Origin of the sequence: Streptomyces tibetensis (assembly GCF_007655005.1) — a bacterium.
GTDB lineage: Bacteria > Actinomycetota > Actinomycetes > Streptomycetales > Streptomycetaceae > Streptomyces > Streptomyces tibetensis.
The window spans coordinates 258,032-274,993 of sequence record NZ_SZVW01000005.1; the positions used below are offsets into that span (position 1 = coordinate 258,032).

Genomic DNA, 16,962 nt, shown 5'->3' on the forward strand with positions numbered 1-16,962 from the left:
CCGTGTGCCGTGGGTGAGCCACATTCCCGCTACCGGTGGGCCGTAACCCCCGGGCGGCCCATGCCGTTGGAAACTGCCTGCCGCCGGGCCCCTGATCCTGCCCCTCCACCGCGCCTGACTGTCGGTGCTCGCCAGTAGGGTGTGAGACATGGCCGACCCCTCCAGCTACCGCCCCAAACCGGGTGAGATCCCCGACTCGCCGGGGGTCTACAGGTTCCGTGACGAGCACCGCCGGGTGATCTACGTCGGAAAGGCGAAAAGCCTGCGCCAGCGCCTGGCGAACTACTTCCAGGACCTGGCGGGCCTGCACCCGCGCACCCGTTCCATGGTCACCACGGCCGCGTCCGTGGAGTGGACGGTGGTGTCCACGGAGGTCGAGGCGCTCCAGCTGGAGTACTCGTGGATCAAGGAGTACGACCCCCGGTTCAACGTCAAGTACCGCGACGACAAGAGCTACCCCTACCTCGCCGTGACGATGAACGAGGAGTACCCGCGCGTGCAGGTGATGCGCGGTCACAAGAAGAAGGGCGTGCGCTACTTCGGGCCCTACGCGCACGCGTGGGCGATCCGCGACACCGTCGACCTGCTGCTGCGCGTCTTCCCCGTACGCACCTGTTCCGCGGGCGTGTTCAAGAACGCCGCCCGCACCGGCCGCCCCTGCCTCCTCGGCTACATCGGCAAGTGCTCGGCCCCCTGCGTAGACCGGGTCTCCGCCGAGGAGCACCGCGAACTGGCCGACGAGTTCTGCGACTTCATGACCGGCCGTACGAACACGTACATCCGCCGGCTGGAGAAGCAGATGGCGGAAGCGGCCGACGAGATGGAGTACGAGCGGGCGGCCCGGCTGCGCGACGACATCGGGGCCCTGAAGAAGGCCATGGAGAAGAACGCGGTCGTGCTCGCCGACGCGACCGACGCCGACCTGATCGCGGTCGCCGAGGACGAGCTGGAGGCGGCCGTCCAGATCTTCCACGTGCGCGGCGGACGCGTGCGCGGCCAGCGAGGCTGGGTCACCGACAAGGTGGAGGAGATCACCACCGGCGCCCTCGTCGAGCACGCCCTGCAGCAGCTGTACGGGGAGGAGACGGGCGACGCCGTCCCCAAGGAGGTCCTCGTCCCCGCCCTGCCCGACCCCGTGGAGCCGGTCCAGGAGTGGCTCACCGGGCGGCGCGGCTCCGGCGTCTCCCTGCGTATCCCGCAGCGCGGTGACAAGAAGGCCCTGATGGAGACCGTGGAGCGCAACGCCCAGCAGGCGCTCGTGCTGCACAAGACGAAGCGCGCCTCCGACCTGACCACGCGCTCACGCGCCCTGGAGGAGATCGCCGACGCCCTCGACCTGGACAGCGCCCCGCTCAGGATCGAGTGCTACGACATCTCCCACCTCCAGGGAGACGACGTCGTGGCCTCCATGGTCGTCTTCGAGGACGGGCTGGCCCGCAAGAGCGAGTACCGCCGCTTCCAGATCAAGGGCTTCGCCGGGCAGGACGACGTCCGCTCCATGCACGAGGTGATCACCCGCCGCTTCCGGCGCTACCTTGCCGAGAAGGAGAAGACGGGGGAGTGGGCCGACGGCGAGAACACCGCGGCTCCCGTGACGGACGACGAGAACACCGCGGCTCCCGTGACCGACGGCGAGAACACCGCGGCTCCCGTGACGGACGGCGCGGACGCCACGGCTCCCATGACCGACGGCAACGGCGAGATCGTCGGGACCGGTCCCACCGAGGACGACGGCCGTCCCAAGAAGTTCGCCTACCCGCCCCAGCTCGTGGTCGTCGACGGCGGTGCCCCGCAGGTCGCGGCGGCCCGGCGGGCCCTGGACGAGCTCGGCATCGACGACATCGCCGTGTGCGGCCTCGCCAAGCGCCTGGAGGAGGTCTGGCTGCCCGGCGACGACGACCCGGTGGTCCTGCCCCGCACCAGCGAGGGCCTGTATCTGCTCCAGCGCGTCCGTGACGAGGCCCACAGGTTCGCGATCACCTACCAGCGCACCAAGCGGTCCAAGCGCTTCCGCTCCAGCCCCCTGGACGACGTCCCCGGCCTCGGGGACACGCGCAAGCAGGCACTTCTGAAGCACTTCGGTTCGTTGAAGAAACTGCGATCCGCCACGATCGACCAGATCTGCGAGGTCCCCGGCATAGGCCGCAAGACGGCCGAAACGATCGCCGTGGCCCTCGCCCGCTCGGTCCCGGCCGCACCCGCCGTCAACACGGCGACCGGGGAGATCATGGAAGAGGAACCGGGCACCATGGGTTCCAGTGGGGAACCCGTGGCAGCGGGCGCCCCGGACGAACGACGGGGGCAGGAGACATGAATGTGAACGAGCACGACGGGCAACACGAGCAAGCCGGAGACGGAGCACAAGTGAGTACGGGCACGCCCAACGACAAGGCCCAGGTCCCGGACGCGGCCATCCCCGAGCTGGTGATCATCTCCGGCATGTCCGGAGCCGGGCGCTCCACGGCCGCGAAGTGCCTGGAGGACCTCGGCTGGTTCGTCGTCGACAACCTGCCGCCCGCGCTGATCCCCACCATGGTGGAGCTCGGCGCCCGCTCCCAGGGCAACGTGGCGAGGATCGCCGTCGTCGTCGACGTCCGCGGGCGCCGCTTCTTCGACAACCTCCGCGAGTCCCTCGCCGACCTGGAGGCGAAGAACGTCACACGGCGGATCGTCTTCCTGGAGTCCTCCGACGAGGCCCTGGTCCGCCGCTTCGAGTCGGTGCGCCGCCCGCACCCCCTCCAGGGCGACGGCCGCATCGTCGACGGCATCGCCGCAGAACGCGAGCTGCTGCGCGAGCTGCGCGGCGACGCCGACCTGGTCATCGACACCTCCAGCCTGAACGTGCACGAGCTGCGCGCCAAGATGGACGCCCAGTTCGCCGGCGAGGAGGAGCCGGAGCTGCGGGCGACGGTCATGTCGTTCGGCTACAAGTACGGCCTCCCGGTCGACGCCGACCTCGTCGTCGACTGCCGCTTCCTGCCGAACCCGCACTGGGTCCCGGAGCTGCGCCCCTTCACGGGCCTCAACGAGGAGGTCTCCGGGTACGTCTTCAACCAGCCCGGAGCCAAGGAGTTCCTCGATCGCTACACCGAGCTCCTCCAGCTCGTCGCCACCGGCTACCGCCGTGAGGGCAAGCGCTACGTGACCATCGCCGTGGGCTGCACGGGTGGCAAGCACCGCTCGGTCGCCATGTCGGAGAAGCTCGCGGCCCGGCTCGCGGCCGAGGGCGTGGAGACGGTGGTCGTCCACCGGGACATGGGACGCGAATGACACGACGTACTCCCCGGCTGAGCCGGCTGCGCCGGGTGGTGCCCGAAGGCAACGGCGACAAGGGCACCACCGGCCAAAAGGGCAGCCGGCCCGCCGAGGCCCGGGGCGGCAGACCGCGACGCCGGGGCACCCAGCCCAAGGTCGTCGCCCTCGGCGGCGGCATGGGGCTGTCCGCCTCGCTCGCCGCGCTGCGCCGGATCACGGGCGACCTCACCGCCGTCGTCACCGTGGCCGACGACGGCGGCTCCAGCGGCCGGCTGCGCGACGAGCTGGGCGTGCTGCCGCCCGGGGACCTGCGCAAGGCGCTGGCCGCCCTGTGCGGCGACGACGACTGGGGCCAGACCTGGGCCCGGGTCATCCAGCACCGCTTCCAGTCCCAGGGCGACCTGCACGAGCACGCGGTCGGAAACCTGCTGATCGTCGCCCTGTGGGAGCAGCTCGGCGACCATGTCCAGGCCCTCGACCTGGTCGGGCGCCTGCTGGGCGCCCAGGGCCGGGTGCTGCCGATGTCCGCCGTGCCGCTGGAGCTCCAGGCCCTGGTCAAGGGCCATGACCCGGAGCGCCCGGAGGAGGTCGACACGGTGCGCGGCCAGGCGACCGTCGCCCTCACCCCCGGCGAGGTGCAGTCCGTGCACCTCGTGCCGAACGACCCGCCGGCCGTGCCCGAGGCGGTCGAGGCCGTCCTGGACGCCGACTGGGTCGTGCTCGGCCCAGGCTCCTGGTTCTCCTCGGTCATTCCGCACCTGCTCGTGCCCGAGCTGCTGGACGCGCTCACGCAGACGAAGGCCCGCCGGGTACTCTCCCTGAACCTCGCGCCGCAACCCGGAGAAACAGAGGGCTTCTCCCCGCAGCGTCATTTGGAGGTTTTGGGACGACACGCCCCTAAACTCGCCCTGGACGTGGTGCTGGCCGACGAGGCCGCCGTGCCCGACCGTGACTCCCTGACCGATGCCGCCAAGCGGTTCGGGGCCGCGGTCGAGCTGGCGCCGGTGGCCAGACCCGACGGGACCCCGAGGCACGACCCGGAGCTGTTGGCCGCCGCGTACGACCGTATTTTTCGGATGCATGGAAGGATCGGCCCATGGCGATGACGGCAGCGGTGAAGGACGAGATCTCCCGGCTCCCCGTCACCCGGACCTGCTGCAGAAAGGCGGAGGTCTCCGCCATCCTGCGGTTCGCCGGCGGCCTCCACCTGGTGAGCGGTCGGATCGTGATCGAGGCGGAGCTGGACACGGCCATGGCGGCCCGCCGTCTCAAGCGGGACATCCTGGAGATCTTCGGCCACGGCTCCGAGCTGATCGTGATGGCTCCGGGCGGGCTGCGCCGCGGCTCGCGCTACGTGGTGCGGGTCGTGGCGGGCGGCGACCAGCTCGCCCGCCAGACCGGCTTGGTCGACGGGCGGGGCCGCCCGATCCGCGGCCTGCCCCCGCAGGTGGTCTCGGGGGCCACCTGCGACGCCGAGGCCGCCTGGCGTGGCGCGTTCCTGGCGCACGGCTCGCTCACCGAGCCGGGCCGCTCGTCCTCCCTGGAGGTGACCTGCCCGGGCCCCGAGGCCGCGCTCGCCCTGGTCGGCGCCGCCCGCCGGCTGTCGATCGCCGCCAAGGCCCGCGAGGTGCGCGGCGTGGACCGGGTCGTCGTCCGCGACGGTGACGCGATCGGCGCGCTGCTGACGCGCCTCGGCGCGCACGAGTCGGTGCTGGCCTGGGAGGAGCGCCGGATGCGCCGTGAGGTGCGCGCCACGGCGAACCGGCTCGCCAACTTCGACGACGCCAACCTGCGCCGCTCGGCCCGCGCGGCCGTCGCCGCCGGGGCGCGGGTACAGCGTGCCCTGGAGATCCTCGCCGACGACGTGCCCGAGCACCTCGCCGCCGCCGGCCGGCTGCGCATGGAGCACAAGCAGGCCTCCCTGGAGGAGCTGGGCGCGCTCGCCGACCCGCCGCTGACCAAGGACGCCGTCGCCGGCCGGATCCGCCGCCTGCTGGCCATGGCCGACAAGCGCGCCTCCGACCTCGGTATCCCGGGCACGGACGCCAACCTCAGCGACGAGCTGGCCGACAACCTGGTGGGCTGACCCCACACCACGTCAAAAAGCCGGTGCCGTTGCCCGTTTGGGTGACCGGCACCGGTTTTTGCGTGTCGCTGAGGCACCCTTGACTCGATCATGCTCTGTCATGAGCCTGGCATCTGTTCGCTGCTGTGGCGGACCCACGCTAGGGGGGTTCATGAGACGAAGAGCGAGATCGATCCTCGCCGTCGGCGCGCTCCTGATCGGCGGAGCGAGCTTCGCGCCCATCGCCCAGGCACAACCGGGGGGCTCGACCCCGTCCGACCCGGAGGAAGTCAAGGTCTTCCGCGCCGACGTCAACCAGAAGCAGGTACCCCTGCTGCTGGCGGCCGGCCAGGACGGCCACGAACTGAGCGAGCGGGTGCCCGAGAAAGGCACCGCGACCGTCGAGGTCTACCTGACGGACCAGCAGGCGAAGAAGCTGGAGAAACAGGGCGTCGAGCTCACCGAGCACGAACTCTCCACCCGGGCCGCGGCCCGGGTCGAGGACGCCGCCGAGGGCGTGTTCCGCCCGTACAGCGGCAAGGGCGGCCTGCGGGAGGAACTCCTGCGCACCGCCCAGGAGAACCCGGACCTCACCAAGGTCGTCTCCATCGGCAAGACGATCAAGGGCCAGGACATCCTCGCGCTGAAGCTCACCAAGGGCGCGAAGAAGACGAAGGACGGCTCCAAGCCCTCGGTCCTCTACATGTCCAACCAGCACGCCCGCGAGTGGATCACGCCGGAGATGACCCGGCGTCTGATGCACCACTACCTGGACAACTACAAGAAGGACCGGCGCGTCAAGAAGATCGTCGACTCCACCGAACTGTGGTTCCTGCTGTCGGCCAACCCCGACGGCTACGACTACACCTTCGCGGACCCCGCCAACCGCCAGTGGCGCAAGAACCTGCGCGACGTCAACGGCGACGGTGCCATCACCACCGGCGACGGCGTCGACCTCAACCGCAACTTCGCCTACAAGTGGGGCTACGACGACGAGGGCTCGTCCCCCAACCCCACCAGCCAGACCTACCGCGGCGCGGGCCCGGGCTCCGAGCCGGAGACGAAGGCCCTGGACGCCTTCCAGAAGCGGATCGGCTTCACGTACGGCATCAACTACCACTCCGCCGCCGAACTCCTCCTGTACGGGGTCGGCTGGCAGGTGGCCACCCAGACCCCGGACGACGTCCTGTACAAGGCGCTCGCCGGAACACCCGACAACTCCGCGATCCCGGGCTACCACCCGCAGATCTCCTCCGAGCTGTACACCACCAACGGTGAAGCGGACGGCCACGCGGCCAACGTCAACGGCCTGGCGATGTTCACCCCCGAGATGTCGACCTGCCAGACGGCCTCGGACCTCGACCCGAACGACGAGTGGAAGGCCTCCGACTGCCAGTCGGTCTTCACCTTCCCGGACGACGAGAAGCTGATCCAGCAGGAGTTCGCCAAGAACGTCCCGTTCGCGCTCTCCGTCGCCGAGTCCGCCGGCCACCCCGACCGGCCGTCCTCGTCGGTCGGTCTGAGCGCCGCCGACTTCACCCCGGCCGCGTTCACCACCTCGTACTCCCGCGGCGCCGACCAGGAGGTCTCCGTCGTCGTACGGAAGTCGGTGCGCGACAAGGAGCTCAAGTACCGCGTCAACGGCGGTCGCACCTGGGACATGGCGCTCAAGCCCTGGAAGGGCGGCGAGACCTACGGCGGTGAGGACAACCTCTACTTCGACGAGTACCGGGCCAAGGTCAAGGACGGCGAGCCGGGCGACAAGGTCGAGGTGTGGTTCACCGGCGAGGCGAAGAACGGAAAGAAGCTCTCCAGCGAGCACTTCACCTACACCGTCGCCGAGCGGCCCCGGGCGAACACCCTCGTGGTCGCCGAGGAGGGCGTCGCCGCCACGCAGGCGCAAACCTACGTGGACGCGCTCAAGGCGAGCGGCCGCAAGGCGGTCGTCTGGGACGTGGCCAGGCAGGGGGCACCGGACGCGCTGGGCGTGCTGGGCCACTTCGACACCGTTGTCCACTACACGGGCGCGAGCGTCCCGGGCAACGCCACCCAGCTCCAGCTGCGGGCCTACCTCAACGAGGGCGGCCGGCTGATCGAGGCCGGTGAGCAGGCCGGCGGCAACGTCGACCTCGGCGGCGGTGCGCTGTCGAACGACTTCAGCCAGTACTACCTGGGCGCCTACACCCGCACCGCCACCCCCGGGGCCACCGGCTTCACCGGCTCCGGCGACCTGAGCGGCGTCACCAGCCCGCTGGGCGCCGCCCCGGGCAACCCGCTGGACAAGGCCGGCACCTACGGCGTCACCTCCGACGAGCTGCGCACCGACACGTTCCCGCAGTTCGCGAGCAAGGGCGCCGGGCAGTTCGCGGGTACGGCCAGCCCGTACGGTCCGTACGCGGGCACCGCGATGGCCGCCGCCGTCCACACCGACGACGCCTACAAGCGGCTCACCCGCACCGTGGACCTCACCGGTACCACCGCGGCCGAGCAGCCGACCCTGCGCACCCAGCTCCTCTGGGACACCGAGCCCGGCTACGACCACGCCATCGTCGAGGCCCGCACCACGGGCGGCGACGACTGGACGACCCTTCCCGAGGCGGGCGGCGCCACCAAAACCGCCGTGCCGACGGAGTGCCAGGGCGGCTTCTACGTGGGCGAGCACCCCTGGCTGAAGCACTACCTGACCGTGGCGGCCGACGGCTGCACCCCGACCGGCACCACCGGCACGTGGAACAGCCTCACCGGCGCCTCCAACGGCTGGCAGCGGGTGAACTTCGACCTGAGCGCCTACGCCGGCAAGACGGTCGAGCTCTCCATCAGCTACGTCACCGACCCGGGCAGCGGCGGTCACGGCGTCCTCGCCGACGACGCCTCGCTCGTCGTCGGGGGCACGGCGAAGGAGACCGAGGGCTTCGAGACCTCGCTCGGCGCCTGGAAGGTGGCCGGACCGCCCGCGGGCAGCCCGGCCGTCCTCAAGGACTGGGCGCGCACCGGCGCCCTGTTCCAGACCTACGGCGCGGTCACCACGGACGACACCGTGCTGCTGGGCTTCGGTCTGGAGCACGTCACCGCCACGGCCGACCGGGCGGCGCTGATGAGGAAGGCACTCGCTTCTCTCGACGGGTGAGTTCCCTGGTCAACAGGGAACCCGTGAGGTAGCGAAATCGAGTGATCTTGCTCGCGGCGGTGGGCGGTCCGTACCCCTACTGGCGGGTACGGACCGCCCTGCCGTGTATGAGGCATCTGGATGTCACCACCAGCCCTTCAGGGAGGTAGGGTCGTAGGCGGTCGGGGACATCCCAAACAGAGCTCGCCGGCACTTCATGGCCGGCGTACCAACGAGGAGATCGGTTCGTGACGATCCGCGTAGGCATCAACGGCTTCGGCCGCATCGGTCGTAACTACTTCCGCGCGCTCCTGGAGCAGGGTGCAGACATCGAGATCGTGGCTGTCAACGACCTGGGTGACACCGCGACCACCGCTCACCTGCTGAAGTACGACACGATCCTGGGCCGCCTCAAGCAGGAGGTCACCCACACCGCCGACACGATCACCGTCGACGGCAAGACGATCAAGGTCCTGGCCGAGCGCAACCCCGCCGACATCCCGTGGGGCGAGCTGGGCGTCGACATCGTCATCGAGTCGACCGGCATCTTCACCAAGAAGGCCGACGCCGAGAAGCACATCGCCGGTGGCGCGAAGAAGGTCCTCATCTCGGCTCCGGCCAAGGACGAGGACGTCACCATCGTGATGGGCGTCAACCAGGACAAGTACGACCTGGCGAACCACCACGTCATCTCCAACGCCTCGTGCACCACCAACTGTGTGGCGCCGATGGCGAAGGTCCTCGACGAGAACTTCGGCATCGTCAAGGGTCTGATGACGACGGTGCACGCGTACACCAACGACCAGCGCATCCTGGACTTCCCGCACAAGGACCTGCGTCGCGCGCGTGCCGCCGCCGAGAACATCATCCCGACCACCACGGGCGCCGCCAAGGCCACCGCGCTGGTCCTGCCGCAGCTCAAGGGCAAGCTGGACGGCATCGCGATGCGCGTCCCGGTCCCGACCGGCTCGGTCACCGACCTGGTCCTGGAGCTCGGGCGCGAGGTCACCAAGGAAGAGGTCAACGCCGCCTTCCAGAAGGCCGCGGAGGGGGAGCTCAAGGGCATCCTGGAGTACACCGAGGACCCGATCGTCTCCTCCGACATCGTGAACGCCCCGGCGTCCTGCACCTTCGACTCCTCCCTGACCATGGTCCAGGAGGGCAAGAGCGTGAAGGTCATCGGCTGGTACGACAACGAGTGGGGCTACTCCAACCGCCTCGTGGACCTTACGGTCTTCGTCGGCAACCAGCTCTGATCAACCCAGCAGGCACGTCCATGTGAGAGCAGGGCTCGGGCGGCGCGCGGACGCGCCGTCCGAGCCCTGACTCACGTACAGATCAGAGCTGTTCGATCACGAGCGCTTACGAGCGATCACGAGCTCTTTCAGGAGTCCCCTTCATGAAGACGATCGACGAACTCCTCTCCGAGGGAGTGGCGGGCAAGCGGGTCTTCGTCCGCGCCGACCTGAACGTGCCGCTGGACGGCACGCGCATCACCGACGACGGCCGCATCCGCGCCGTGCTGCCCACGGTCAAGGCCCTCGCCGACGCGGGCGCCCGGGTCGTCGTGGCCTCCCACCTGGGCCGCCCCAAGGGTGCCCCGGACCCGGCCTTCTCCCTCGCCCCGGCCGCCGCGCGCCTCGGTGAGCTCCTCGGTTCGGACGTGGCCTTCGCGACCGACACGGTCGGCGAGTCCGCCCGGGCCACCGTCGCCGGCCTCGCCGACGGCCAGGTCGCCGTCGTCGAGAACCTGCGCTTCAACGCCGGTGAGACGAGCAAGGACGACGCCGAGCGCGGCGCCTTCGCCGACCAGCTCGCCGCCCTCGCGGACGTCTACGTCGGCGACGGCTTCGGCGCGGTGCACCGTAAGCACGCCTCGGTCTTCGACCTTCCGGCCCGCCTGCCGCACTACGCCGGCTACCTCATCGCCACCGAGGTCGGCGTCCTGAAGAAGCTCACCGACGACGTCAAGCGGCCCTACGCCGTCGTTCTGGGCGGCGCCAAGGTGTCCGACAAGCTCGCCGTGATCGACCAGCTGCTCGGCAAGGCCGACCGCCTGCTCATCGGCGGCGGCATGGTCTTCACCTTCCTCAAGGCCAAGGGCCACGAGATCGGCTCGTCCCTGGTCCAGGAAGACCAGCTCCCGGTCGTCCAGGAGTACATCGAGCGCGCCGAGAAGAGCGGCGTCGAGCTGGTCCTGCCCGTGGACGTCGTGGTCGCGCCGGAGTTCCCGGATCTCAAGACCAAGGCCCCTGCCCGGCCCAGCACGGTGGCCGCGGACGCCATGCCGGCCGGCCAGATGGGCCTGGACATCGGCCCCGAGTCCCGCAAGCTGTACGCCTCGAAGATCGTCGACGCGGCCACCGTCTTCTGGAACGGCCCCATGGGCGTCTTCGAGCACCCCGATTTCGCCGAGGGCACCAAGGCCGTCGCCCAGGCTCTCCTCGACTCGAAGGCCTTCACGGTGGTCGGTGGTGGCGACTCCGCCGCCGCCGTCCGCATCCTGGGCTTCGACGAGAACGCATTCGGCCACATCTCGACCGGTGGCGGCGCCTCCCTCGAATACCTCGAGGGCAAGACGCTCCCCGGCCTCGCCGCACTGGAGGACTGACCCCATATGAGCACGCGCACGCCGCTGATGGCGGGCAACTGGAAGATGAACCTCAACCACCTCGAGGCCATCGCGCACGTCCAGAAGCTCGCCTTCGCCCTGGCCGACAAGGACTACGAGGCCGTCGAGGTCGCCGTCCTGCCGCCCTTCACCGACCTGCGCTCCGTGCAGACCCTGGTCGACGGCGACAAGCTCAAGATCAAGTACGGCGCCCAGGACATCTCGGCGCACGACAGCGGTGCCTTCACCGGCGAGATCTCCGGCCCCATGCTGGCCAAGCTGAAGTGCACGTACGTCGCCATCGGCCACAGCGAGCGCCGGCAGTACCACGCCGAGACCGACGAGCTGGTGAACGCCAAGGTCAAGGCCGCGTACAAGCACGGCCTGACCCCGATCCTGTGCGTCGGCGAGGAGCTGGAGGTCCGCGAGGCGGGCAACCACGTCTCCCACACCCTCGCCCAGGTCGAGGGCGGTCTGAAGGACCTCCCCGCCGAGCAGGCCGAGACCGTCGTGATCGCCTACGAGCCCGTCTGGGCCATCGGCACCGGCAAGGTCTGCGGCGCCGAGGACGCCCAGGAGGTCTGCGCGGCGATCCGCGGCAAGATCGCCGACCTGTACTCGCAGGACCTGGCCGACAAGGTCCGCATCCAGTACGGCGGCTCGGTCAAGGCCGGCAACGTCGCGGAGATCATGGCCCAGGCCGACATCGACGGCGCCCTGGTCGGCGGCGCCTCGCTGGACGCCGACGAGTTCGTCAAGATCGTGCGCTTCCGCGACCAGTGAGTATGCGGTAGCGGCGATCCGTCGTACCCTTGCGGGGTCCAGCGCTGTGCTGGGCCCCGCGTCGTCCATCCGAATCCGAGGAAGTTGGTCCAGCCGTGGTTTTGGGGTTCTCGATCGCCCTGATCGTCTTCAGCCTGCTGCTGATGCTGCTGGTGCTGATGCACAAGGGGAAGGGCGGCGGCCTCTCCGACATGTTCGGTGGCGGCATGCAGTCCTCCGTCGGCGGCTCCTCGGTCGCCGAGCGCAACCTCGACCGGATCACCGTCGTGATCGGTCTGGGATGGTTCGCGTGCATCGTCGTGCTCGGCATCCTGATGAAGGTGAACAACTGACCGAGCCGCAATCCGCACGGAACTCGTACGTAGGGCCCCATGTCCGGTACGCGCAGCTGAGCGCGGCCTATCATGGGGCTTGCGTCTAGGTGTGAGGGTTGTAACTCCAATCACTGGACGCGCGTTGGGCCTTACGTAGACTGAGGCGCTCGCAGCGAAGCGGAACGCCGACTCGCTTCGCGGCACCATCACGCAGGGAGTTACGACCGTGGCAAGTGGCAACGCGATCCGGGGGAGCCGGGTCGGGGCGGGGCCGATGGGCGAGGCCGAGCGCGGCGAGTCCGCGCCGCGGCTGCGCATCTCCTTCTGGTGCTCCAACGGACACGAGACCCAGCCGAGCTTCGCCAGCGACGCGCAGGTGCCCGACACCTGGGACTGTCCTCGCTGCGGCTTCCCGGCGGGCCAGGACCAGGACAATCCGCCGGACCCGCCGCGCACCGAGCCCTACAAGACCCACCTGGCGTATGTGCGGGAGCGGCGCAGCGACGCGGACGGCGAGGCGATCCTCGCCGAGGCGCTCGCCAAACTGCGGGGCGAGATCTAGAAGTCGAGACCGGCCGGGCACCAGCGGGTGCCCGGCCGGAACTGCCTTCTCGGACACCGGCGTGTGCACGGCCGGGAATGCTTTCTCGGGTAGCGGCGATCGCCCGGCCCGTCTCGACTTCCCGGGCAGGAGCGATCGCCCGGGCCGTCTCGACTTCCCGGGCAGCAGCGATTGCCCGGCCCGTCTCGACTTCTCGGGTAGCACCGATTGCCCGGCCGGTCTTGACTTCTCGGGTAGCACCGATTGCCCGGCCGGTCTTGACTTCCCGGGCAGCAGCCGGTGCCCGGCCGTCAGTGCCTTCTCGCCGTCACCGCCGACCGATTGTCAGTGGTGCCCTCTACGGTTTGTGCATCGGACGAACCATGAGGGGGAGCGGTGGCGACGGTCGAGGTGGGGAGGGGGCGCGCGCCCGCGTGGCGCGGTGGCTTCGGGCGGCTGTGGGGTGCCGCCGTGCTCTCCAGCTTCGGCGACGCGCTGCGCACGGCCGCGCTGCCCCTGCTGGCCGTCACCCTGACCCACGATCCCATGCTCATCGCGTCCGTCACGGCGTGCGGCTATCTGCCCTGGATCGTCTTCGGCCTGCTCGGCGGGGCCGTCGCCGACCGGGTGGACCAGCGGCGGGCCATGTGGACGGTGGATATGCTGCGCGGGCTGCTGGTGGCCGCCTTCGCGCTGGCCGTCGCGCTCGGACACGCCTCGATCGGCCTGCTCATCGCGCTGGCCGTCGCGCTGACCACCCTCCAGACCCTCTTCGACAACGCTGCCACGGCGCTGTTGCCCGCCCTGGTCCACCGGGATGCGCTCGGCAGCGCCAACGCCCGGCTGATGACCGGTCAGCGCATCGCCGGCGGACTGCTCGGCGGCCCCGTCGTGCTCCTGCTGCTCGCAGCCGGGACCGCCGTGCCGTTCGCGGCCGACGCCGTGACCTTCCTCGCGGCCGCCGCACTGATCGCCTCCCTGCAGGCCGCCGGGCCCGACCGCGAGGCGAGACCCGCGGGCAGCACACTGCGCCGGGAGATCGCCGAGGGGCTGCGCACCCTGTGGCGCGACCGCGCCCTGCGCGCCCTGTGCACCGCCACGGCCCTGTGCAACATCGGCATGGGCACACAGCTCGCCATGCTGGTCGTCCTCGTCACCGACTGGCTCCGCGCGGGCCCCGCGGGATACGCGGCGGTGGGCACCGCCTTCACCCTGGGCAGTATGGCCGGGGGAGTGCTGAACGGCCGACTGGTGGCGCGGCTCGGCCGGCTGAGGTCGCTGCTGCTCGCCGGCTCGGTGCAGACCGCGCTGCTCGTCGTCATGGGCACCGTGCGCAGCCTCGCCGTGCTCGTGGGCGCGCTGGCCGTGTTCGGGCTCCTCGGCATGGTGTGGAACGTCAACACGACGACACTCATGCAGGAGCGCAGCCCCGCCGGGCTGCTGGGCCGGGTCGGTTCGGCCTTCCGGACCCTGGCCTTCGCCGGAGTGCCCCTCGGTGCCCTGCTGGGCGGGGCCGTCGCCGCCGCCTGGGGGCCCAGCACCCCGCCCCTGCTCACGGCCGCCTTCTTCGTCCTCGCCGTCATCGCGCTGATACCCGTGCGCACGGTGAACGTATCTGTTGTCGAGCCGGAGGACGGCGCCACGCCGGCCGACGTCACGCGCTGATCAACTAGGTTGGAATGGCAGCGGGGCAAGGTACGCAGGCAGGACAGGAAAGAAGGCTGAAGTCCGAGATGAACGCAGACGGCCGTACCAGACTCAACCAGACACCCGAGTGGACGGCACTGGCCAAGCACCGCGAGGAACTCGGCGACGTCGGGTTGCGCGAGCTGTTCGCCGCCCACGCCGGCCGCGGCACCGGGTACACCCTCCGGGTCGGCGACCTGTACGTCGACTACTCCAAGCACCTCGTCACCGACGACACCCTGCGCCTGCTGCGCGAACTGGCCGCCGCCACCGACGTCTTCGGGCTGCGTGACGCCATGTTCCGCGGCGAGAAGATCAACACCACCGAGGACCGGGCCGTGCTGCACACCGCGCTGCGTGCCCCGCGGGACGCGGTGATCGAGGTCGACGGCGAGAACGTGGTGCCCGATGTGCACGCGGTGCTCGACAAGATGGCGGACTTCGCGAACCGGGTGCGGTCGGGCGAGTGGACCGGCCACACCGGCCGGCGGATCCGGAACATCGTCAACGTCGGCATCGGCGGCTCCGACCTCGGCCCCGCCATGGCCTACGAGGTGCTGCGCGCCTTCACGGACCGCTCGCTGACGGTGCGTTTCGTGTCCAACGTGGACGGCGCCGACCTGCACGAGGCGGTCCGGGACCTGGACCCGGCACAGACGCTGTTCGTCATCGCCTCCAAGACCTTCACCACCATCGAGACGGTCACCAACGCCACATCCGCGCGCTCCTGGCTGCTGGACGCGCTCGGTGACGACGCCGCCGTCGCCAAGCACTTCGTGGCGCTGTCGACGAACGCCGAGAAGGTCGCCGAGTTCGGCATCGACACGGCCAACATGTTCGAGTTCTGGGACTGGGTCGGCGGCCGCTACTCCTACGACTCGGCGATCGGCCTGGCCCTGATGATCGCCATCGGCCCGGACCGCTTCCGCGAGATGCTCGACGGGTTCCGCATCGTCGACGAGCACTTCCGGACCGCGCCCGCCGAGTCCAACGTGCCGCTGCTGCTGGGCCTGCTGGGCATCTGGTACGGCAACTTCCACGACGCCCAGTCGCACGCGGTGCTGCCCTACAGCCACTACCTGTCCAGGTTCACCGCCTACCTCCAGCAGCTCGACATGGAGTCCAACGGCAAGTACGTCGGCCGGGACGGGCGCGAGGTCGAGTGGCAGACGGGGCCGGTCGTGTGGGGCACGCCGGGCACCAACGGGCAGCACGCCTACCACCAGCTCATCCACCAGGGCACGAAGCTGATCCCCGCGGACTTCATCGGTTTCGCGAGGCCCGTCGCCGAGCTGAGCGGGCAGCTGAAGGCACAGCACGACCTGCTGATGGCCAACTTCTTCGCCCAGACGCAGGCGCTCGCCTTCGGCAAGACCCCCGAGGAGGTGCGGGCCGAGGGAGTGCCGGAGGAACTGGTGCCGCACAAGACGTTCCAGGGCAACCACCCGACGACCACGATCCTCGCCCCCGAGCTGACGCCGTCCGTGCTCGGCCAGTTGGTCGCCCTCTACGAGCACAAGGTGTTCGTACAGGGCGCCGTCTGGGACATCGACTCCTTCGACCAGTGGGGCGTGGAGCTGGGCAAGGTCCTCGCCAAGCGCGTCGAGCCCGCGCTGACCGGGGGCGCCGAGGTCGAGGGCCTGGACGCCTCCACACAGGCGCTGGTCGCCACGTACCGGGAGCTGCGCGGCCGGCGGTGACCACCGCTTCACGGGAAGGCGGGCGGCGCCGCGCCGTCCGCCTCCCGTAGACTCCCGGACGATCATCACGGCGAGTGCTCGGGGGAGCGCGAAGTGGCACGCACACGCGGCAGTTGGACCGGCGGCACCCTGACGGCGGGGTCCGTCCTGAAACCCCAGGACGTGGCCCGGGCGGTGTTCCACCCCGCCTGGATCCCGCAGCCGCTCGACCCGTCCGTGGAGCGCCTGAAGCGGTTCCGTGTCATCGCCGGGGCGGTCGCCTCGCTCGGTGTCTACACCTTCCTCGAGGGCGGTTTCGACTTCACCGAGCTGCTGGAGAACGCGATGACGGCCTCCGTCGTCCTGCTCTTCCTCACCCCGTTGACGGTCGGGGTGATGCTGTGGGTCTGGCGGCGCGGCGGCACGGTGCGGCAGTTGCGGACGCCGCTGCTCAAGTCCCTCGCTCTGCTCGTGCTGTTCGTCGGCTGCGTGGCCGCCGTGCTGCTGCTCGTGCGGACGGTGAACGCGTCCGCGAACGTCGCCGTGATCATCGGTTTCGGCATGACGATGCTGTGGCTGCTCGCCTTCACCGCTTACGGAGCCGTGCGGGTCTCGGGCAACTTCTTCGGCACGGCCGCCGTGCACCGCTGTCTGCCGCCGCTGCTCGCCATGGTGACCAGCTGGCTGGTGGCCGTCCCGGACCTCGTGACCGGTGATCTGCACGGGCTCAGTCTCACCCTGGGCATCGTCTTCATCCTGGGCGCGCCGGTGACGGTCACCGCCATCGCGCTGCTGGAGATGCGGCGGCTGAAGCGGCGGTACGGAATCCGGCTGAACGCCCATCCGGCGACACACCCTCCCGTGCCCGGGCCGGTTCCGCCGATGCCCCCGGCGGGCTCGCCGTACCTGCCGCCGCAGGGGA

At 70.2% G+C, this 16,962-nt stretch carries 13 protein-coding genes; 12 read left to right on the forward strand and 1 reads right to left on the reverse strand.

Annotation, left to right across the window (positions count from 1 at the left end; all coding sequences use genetic code 11):
* Positions 1-148: 148 nt before the first annotated feature.
* The 12 genes from uvrC (at position 149) to pgi (ending at position 16,061) form a co-directional block, all read left to right on the forward strand.
* The gene (uvrC, locus tag FDO69_RS10515; RefSeq protein WP_104779502.1) at positions 149-2,314 is read left to right on the forward strand and encodes an excinuclease ABC subunit UvrC; all 2,166 of its coding nucleotides are present in this window, start codon (positions 149-151) and stop codon (positions 2,312-2,314) included.
* Positions 2,311-3,270, forward strand: a complete 960-nt coding sequence (rapZ, locus tag FDO69_RS10520; RefSeq protein ID WP_104779503.1) for an RNase adapter RapZ — start codon at positions 2,311-2,313, stop codon at positions 3,268-3,270. Before uvrC ends, rapZ begins: the two co-directional genes overlap by 4 nt.
* Positions 3,267-4,361: a gluconeogenesis factor YvcK family protein gene (locus FDO69_RS10525; RefSeq protein ID WP_104779504.1), complete on the forward strand. Its 1,095-nt coding sequence runs from the start codon at positions 3,267-3,269 to the stop codon at positions 4,359-4,361. The genes rapZ and FDO69_RS10525 overlap by 4 nt, the downstream gene beginning before the upstream one ends.
* Positions 4,352-5,341 carry a DNA-binding protein WhiA gene (gene whiA, locus FDO69_RS10530; RefSeq protein WP_104779505.1) on the forward strand — a complete coding sequence of 330 codons (990 nt, stop codon included), beginning with the start codon at positions 4,352-4,354 and terminating at the stop codon, positions 5,339-5,341. The genes FDO69_RS10525 and whiA overlap by 10 nt, the downstream gene beginning before the upstream one ends.
* Before the next feature lie 151 nt (positions 5,342-5,492).
* The gene (locus FDO69_RS10535; protein ID WP_104779506.1) at positions 5,493-8,447 is read left to right on the forward strand and encodes a M14 family metallopeptidase; all 2,955 of its coding nucleotides are present in this window, start codon (positions 5,493-5,495) and stop codon (positions 8,445-8,447) included.
* Between the two features lie 227 nt (positions 8,448-8,674).
* Positions 8,675-9,682 (forward strand): type I glyceraldehyde-3-phosphate dehydrogenase, encoded by a 1,008-nt coding sequence (gap, locus tag FDO69_RS10540; protein WP_104779507.1) that lies wholly within the window; start codon positions 8,675-8,677, stop codon positions 9,680-9,682.
* A gap of 143 nt (positions 9,683-9,825) precedes the next feature.
* Positions 9,826-11,037: a phosphoglycerate kinase gene (locus FDO69_RS10545; RefSeq protein WP_104779508.1), complete on the forward strand. Its 1,212-nt coding sequence runs from the start codon at positions 9,826-9,828 to the stop codon at positions 11,035-11,037.
* Between the two features lie 6 nt (positions 11,038-11,043).
* Entirely contained in the window at positions 11,044-11,820 is a 777-nt protein-coding gene (tpiA, locus tag FDO69_RS10550; RefSeq protein ID WP_104779509.1) for a triose-phosphate isomerase, read from the forward strand.
* Positions 11,821-11,915: 95 nt separating this feature from the next.
* Positions 11,916-12,152 carry a preprotein translocase subunit SecG gene (gene secG, locus FDO69_RS10555; protein WP_031108484.1) on the forward strand — a complete coding sequence of 79 codons (237 nt, stop codon included), beginning with the start codon at positions 11,916-11,918 and terminating at the stop codon, positions 12,150-12,152.
* Between the two features lie 208 nt (positions 12,153-12,360).
* Positions 12,361-12,696, forward strand: a complete 336-nt coding sequence (locus FDO69_RS10560) for an RNA polymerase-binding protein RbpA (protein WP_006349936.1) — start codon at positions 12,361-12,363, stop codon at positions 12,694-12,696.
* Positions 12,697-13,071: 375 nt separating this feature from the next.
* Complete coding sequence (locus FDO69_RS10565) at positions 13,072-14,340, forward strand: MFS transporter (protein WP_104779510.1); 1,269 nt, start codon at positions 13,072-13,074, stop codon at positions 14,338-14,340.
* Between the two features lie 68 nt (positions 14,341-14,408).
* Positions 14,409-16,061, forward strand: coding sequence for a glucose-6-phosphate isomerase (gene pgi, locus FDO69_RS10570; protein ID WP_104779511.1), 1,653 nt, complete (start codon positions 14,409-14,411; stop codon positions 16,059-16,061).
* A gap of 272 nt (positions 16,062-16,333) precedes the next feature.
* Here pgi and FDO69_RS43010 read toward each other — a convergent pair whose 3' ends face one another.
* Positions 16,334-16,603: a hypothetical protein gene (locus FDO69_RS43010; protein WP_159030602.1), complete on the reverse strand. Its 270-nt coding sequence runs from the start codon at positions 16,601-16,603 to the stop codon at positions 16,334-16,336.
* Positions 16,604-16,962: the final 359 nt, after the last annotated feature.

Excerpts from the sequence above, each read along its gene's own strand:
- uvrC (WP_104779502.1), top strand. The coding sequence starts at position 149 with ATGGCCGACCCCTCCAGCTACCGCCCCAAACCGGGTGAGATCCCCGAC.
- FDO69_RS10545 (WP_104779508.1), top strand. The coding sequence starts at position 9,826 with ATGAAGACGATCGACGAACTCCTCTCCGAGGGAGTGGCGGGCAAGCGG.
- FDO69_RS10535 (WP_104779506.1), top strand. The coding sequence starts at position 5,493 with ATGAGACGAAGAGCGAGATCGATCCTCGCCGTCGGCGCGCTCCTGATC.
- whiA (WP_104779505.1), top strand. The coding sequence starts at position 4,352 with ATGGCGATGACGGCAGCGGTGAAGGACGAGATCTCCCGGCTCCCCGTC.
- rapZ (WP_104779503.1), top strand. The coding sequence starts at position 2,311 with ATGAATGTGAACGAGCACGACGGGCAACACGAGCAAGCCGGAGACGGA.
- tpiA (WP_104779509.1), top strand. The coding sequence starts at position 11,044 with ATGAGCACGCGCACGCCGCTGATGGCGGGCAACTGGAAGATGAACCTC.
- FDO69_RS10525 (WP_104779504.1), top strand. The coding sequence starts at position 3,267 with ATGACACGACGTACTCCCCGGCTGAGCCGGCTGCGCCGGGTGGTGCCC.
- FDO69_RS43010 (WP_159030602.1), bottom strand. The coding sequence starts at position 16,603 with ATGCCGAAACCGATGATCACGGCGACGTTCGCGGACGCGTTCACCGTC.
- pgi (WP_104779511.1), top strand. The coding sequence starts at position 14,409 with ATGAACGCAGACGGCCGTACCAGACTCAACCAGACACCCGAGTGGACG.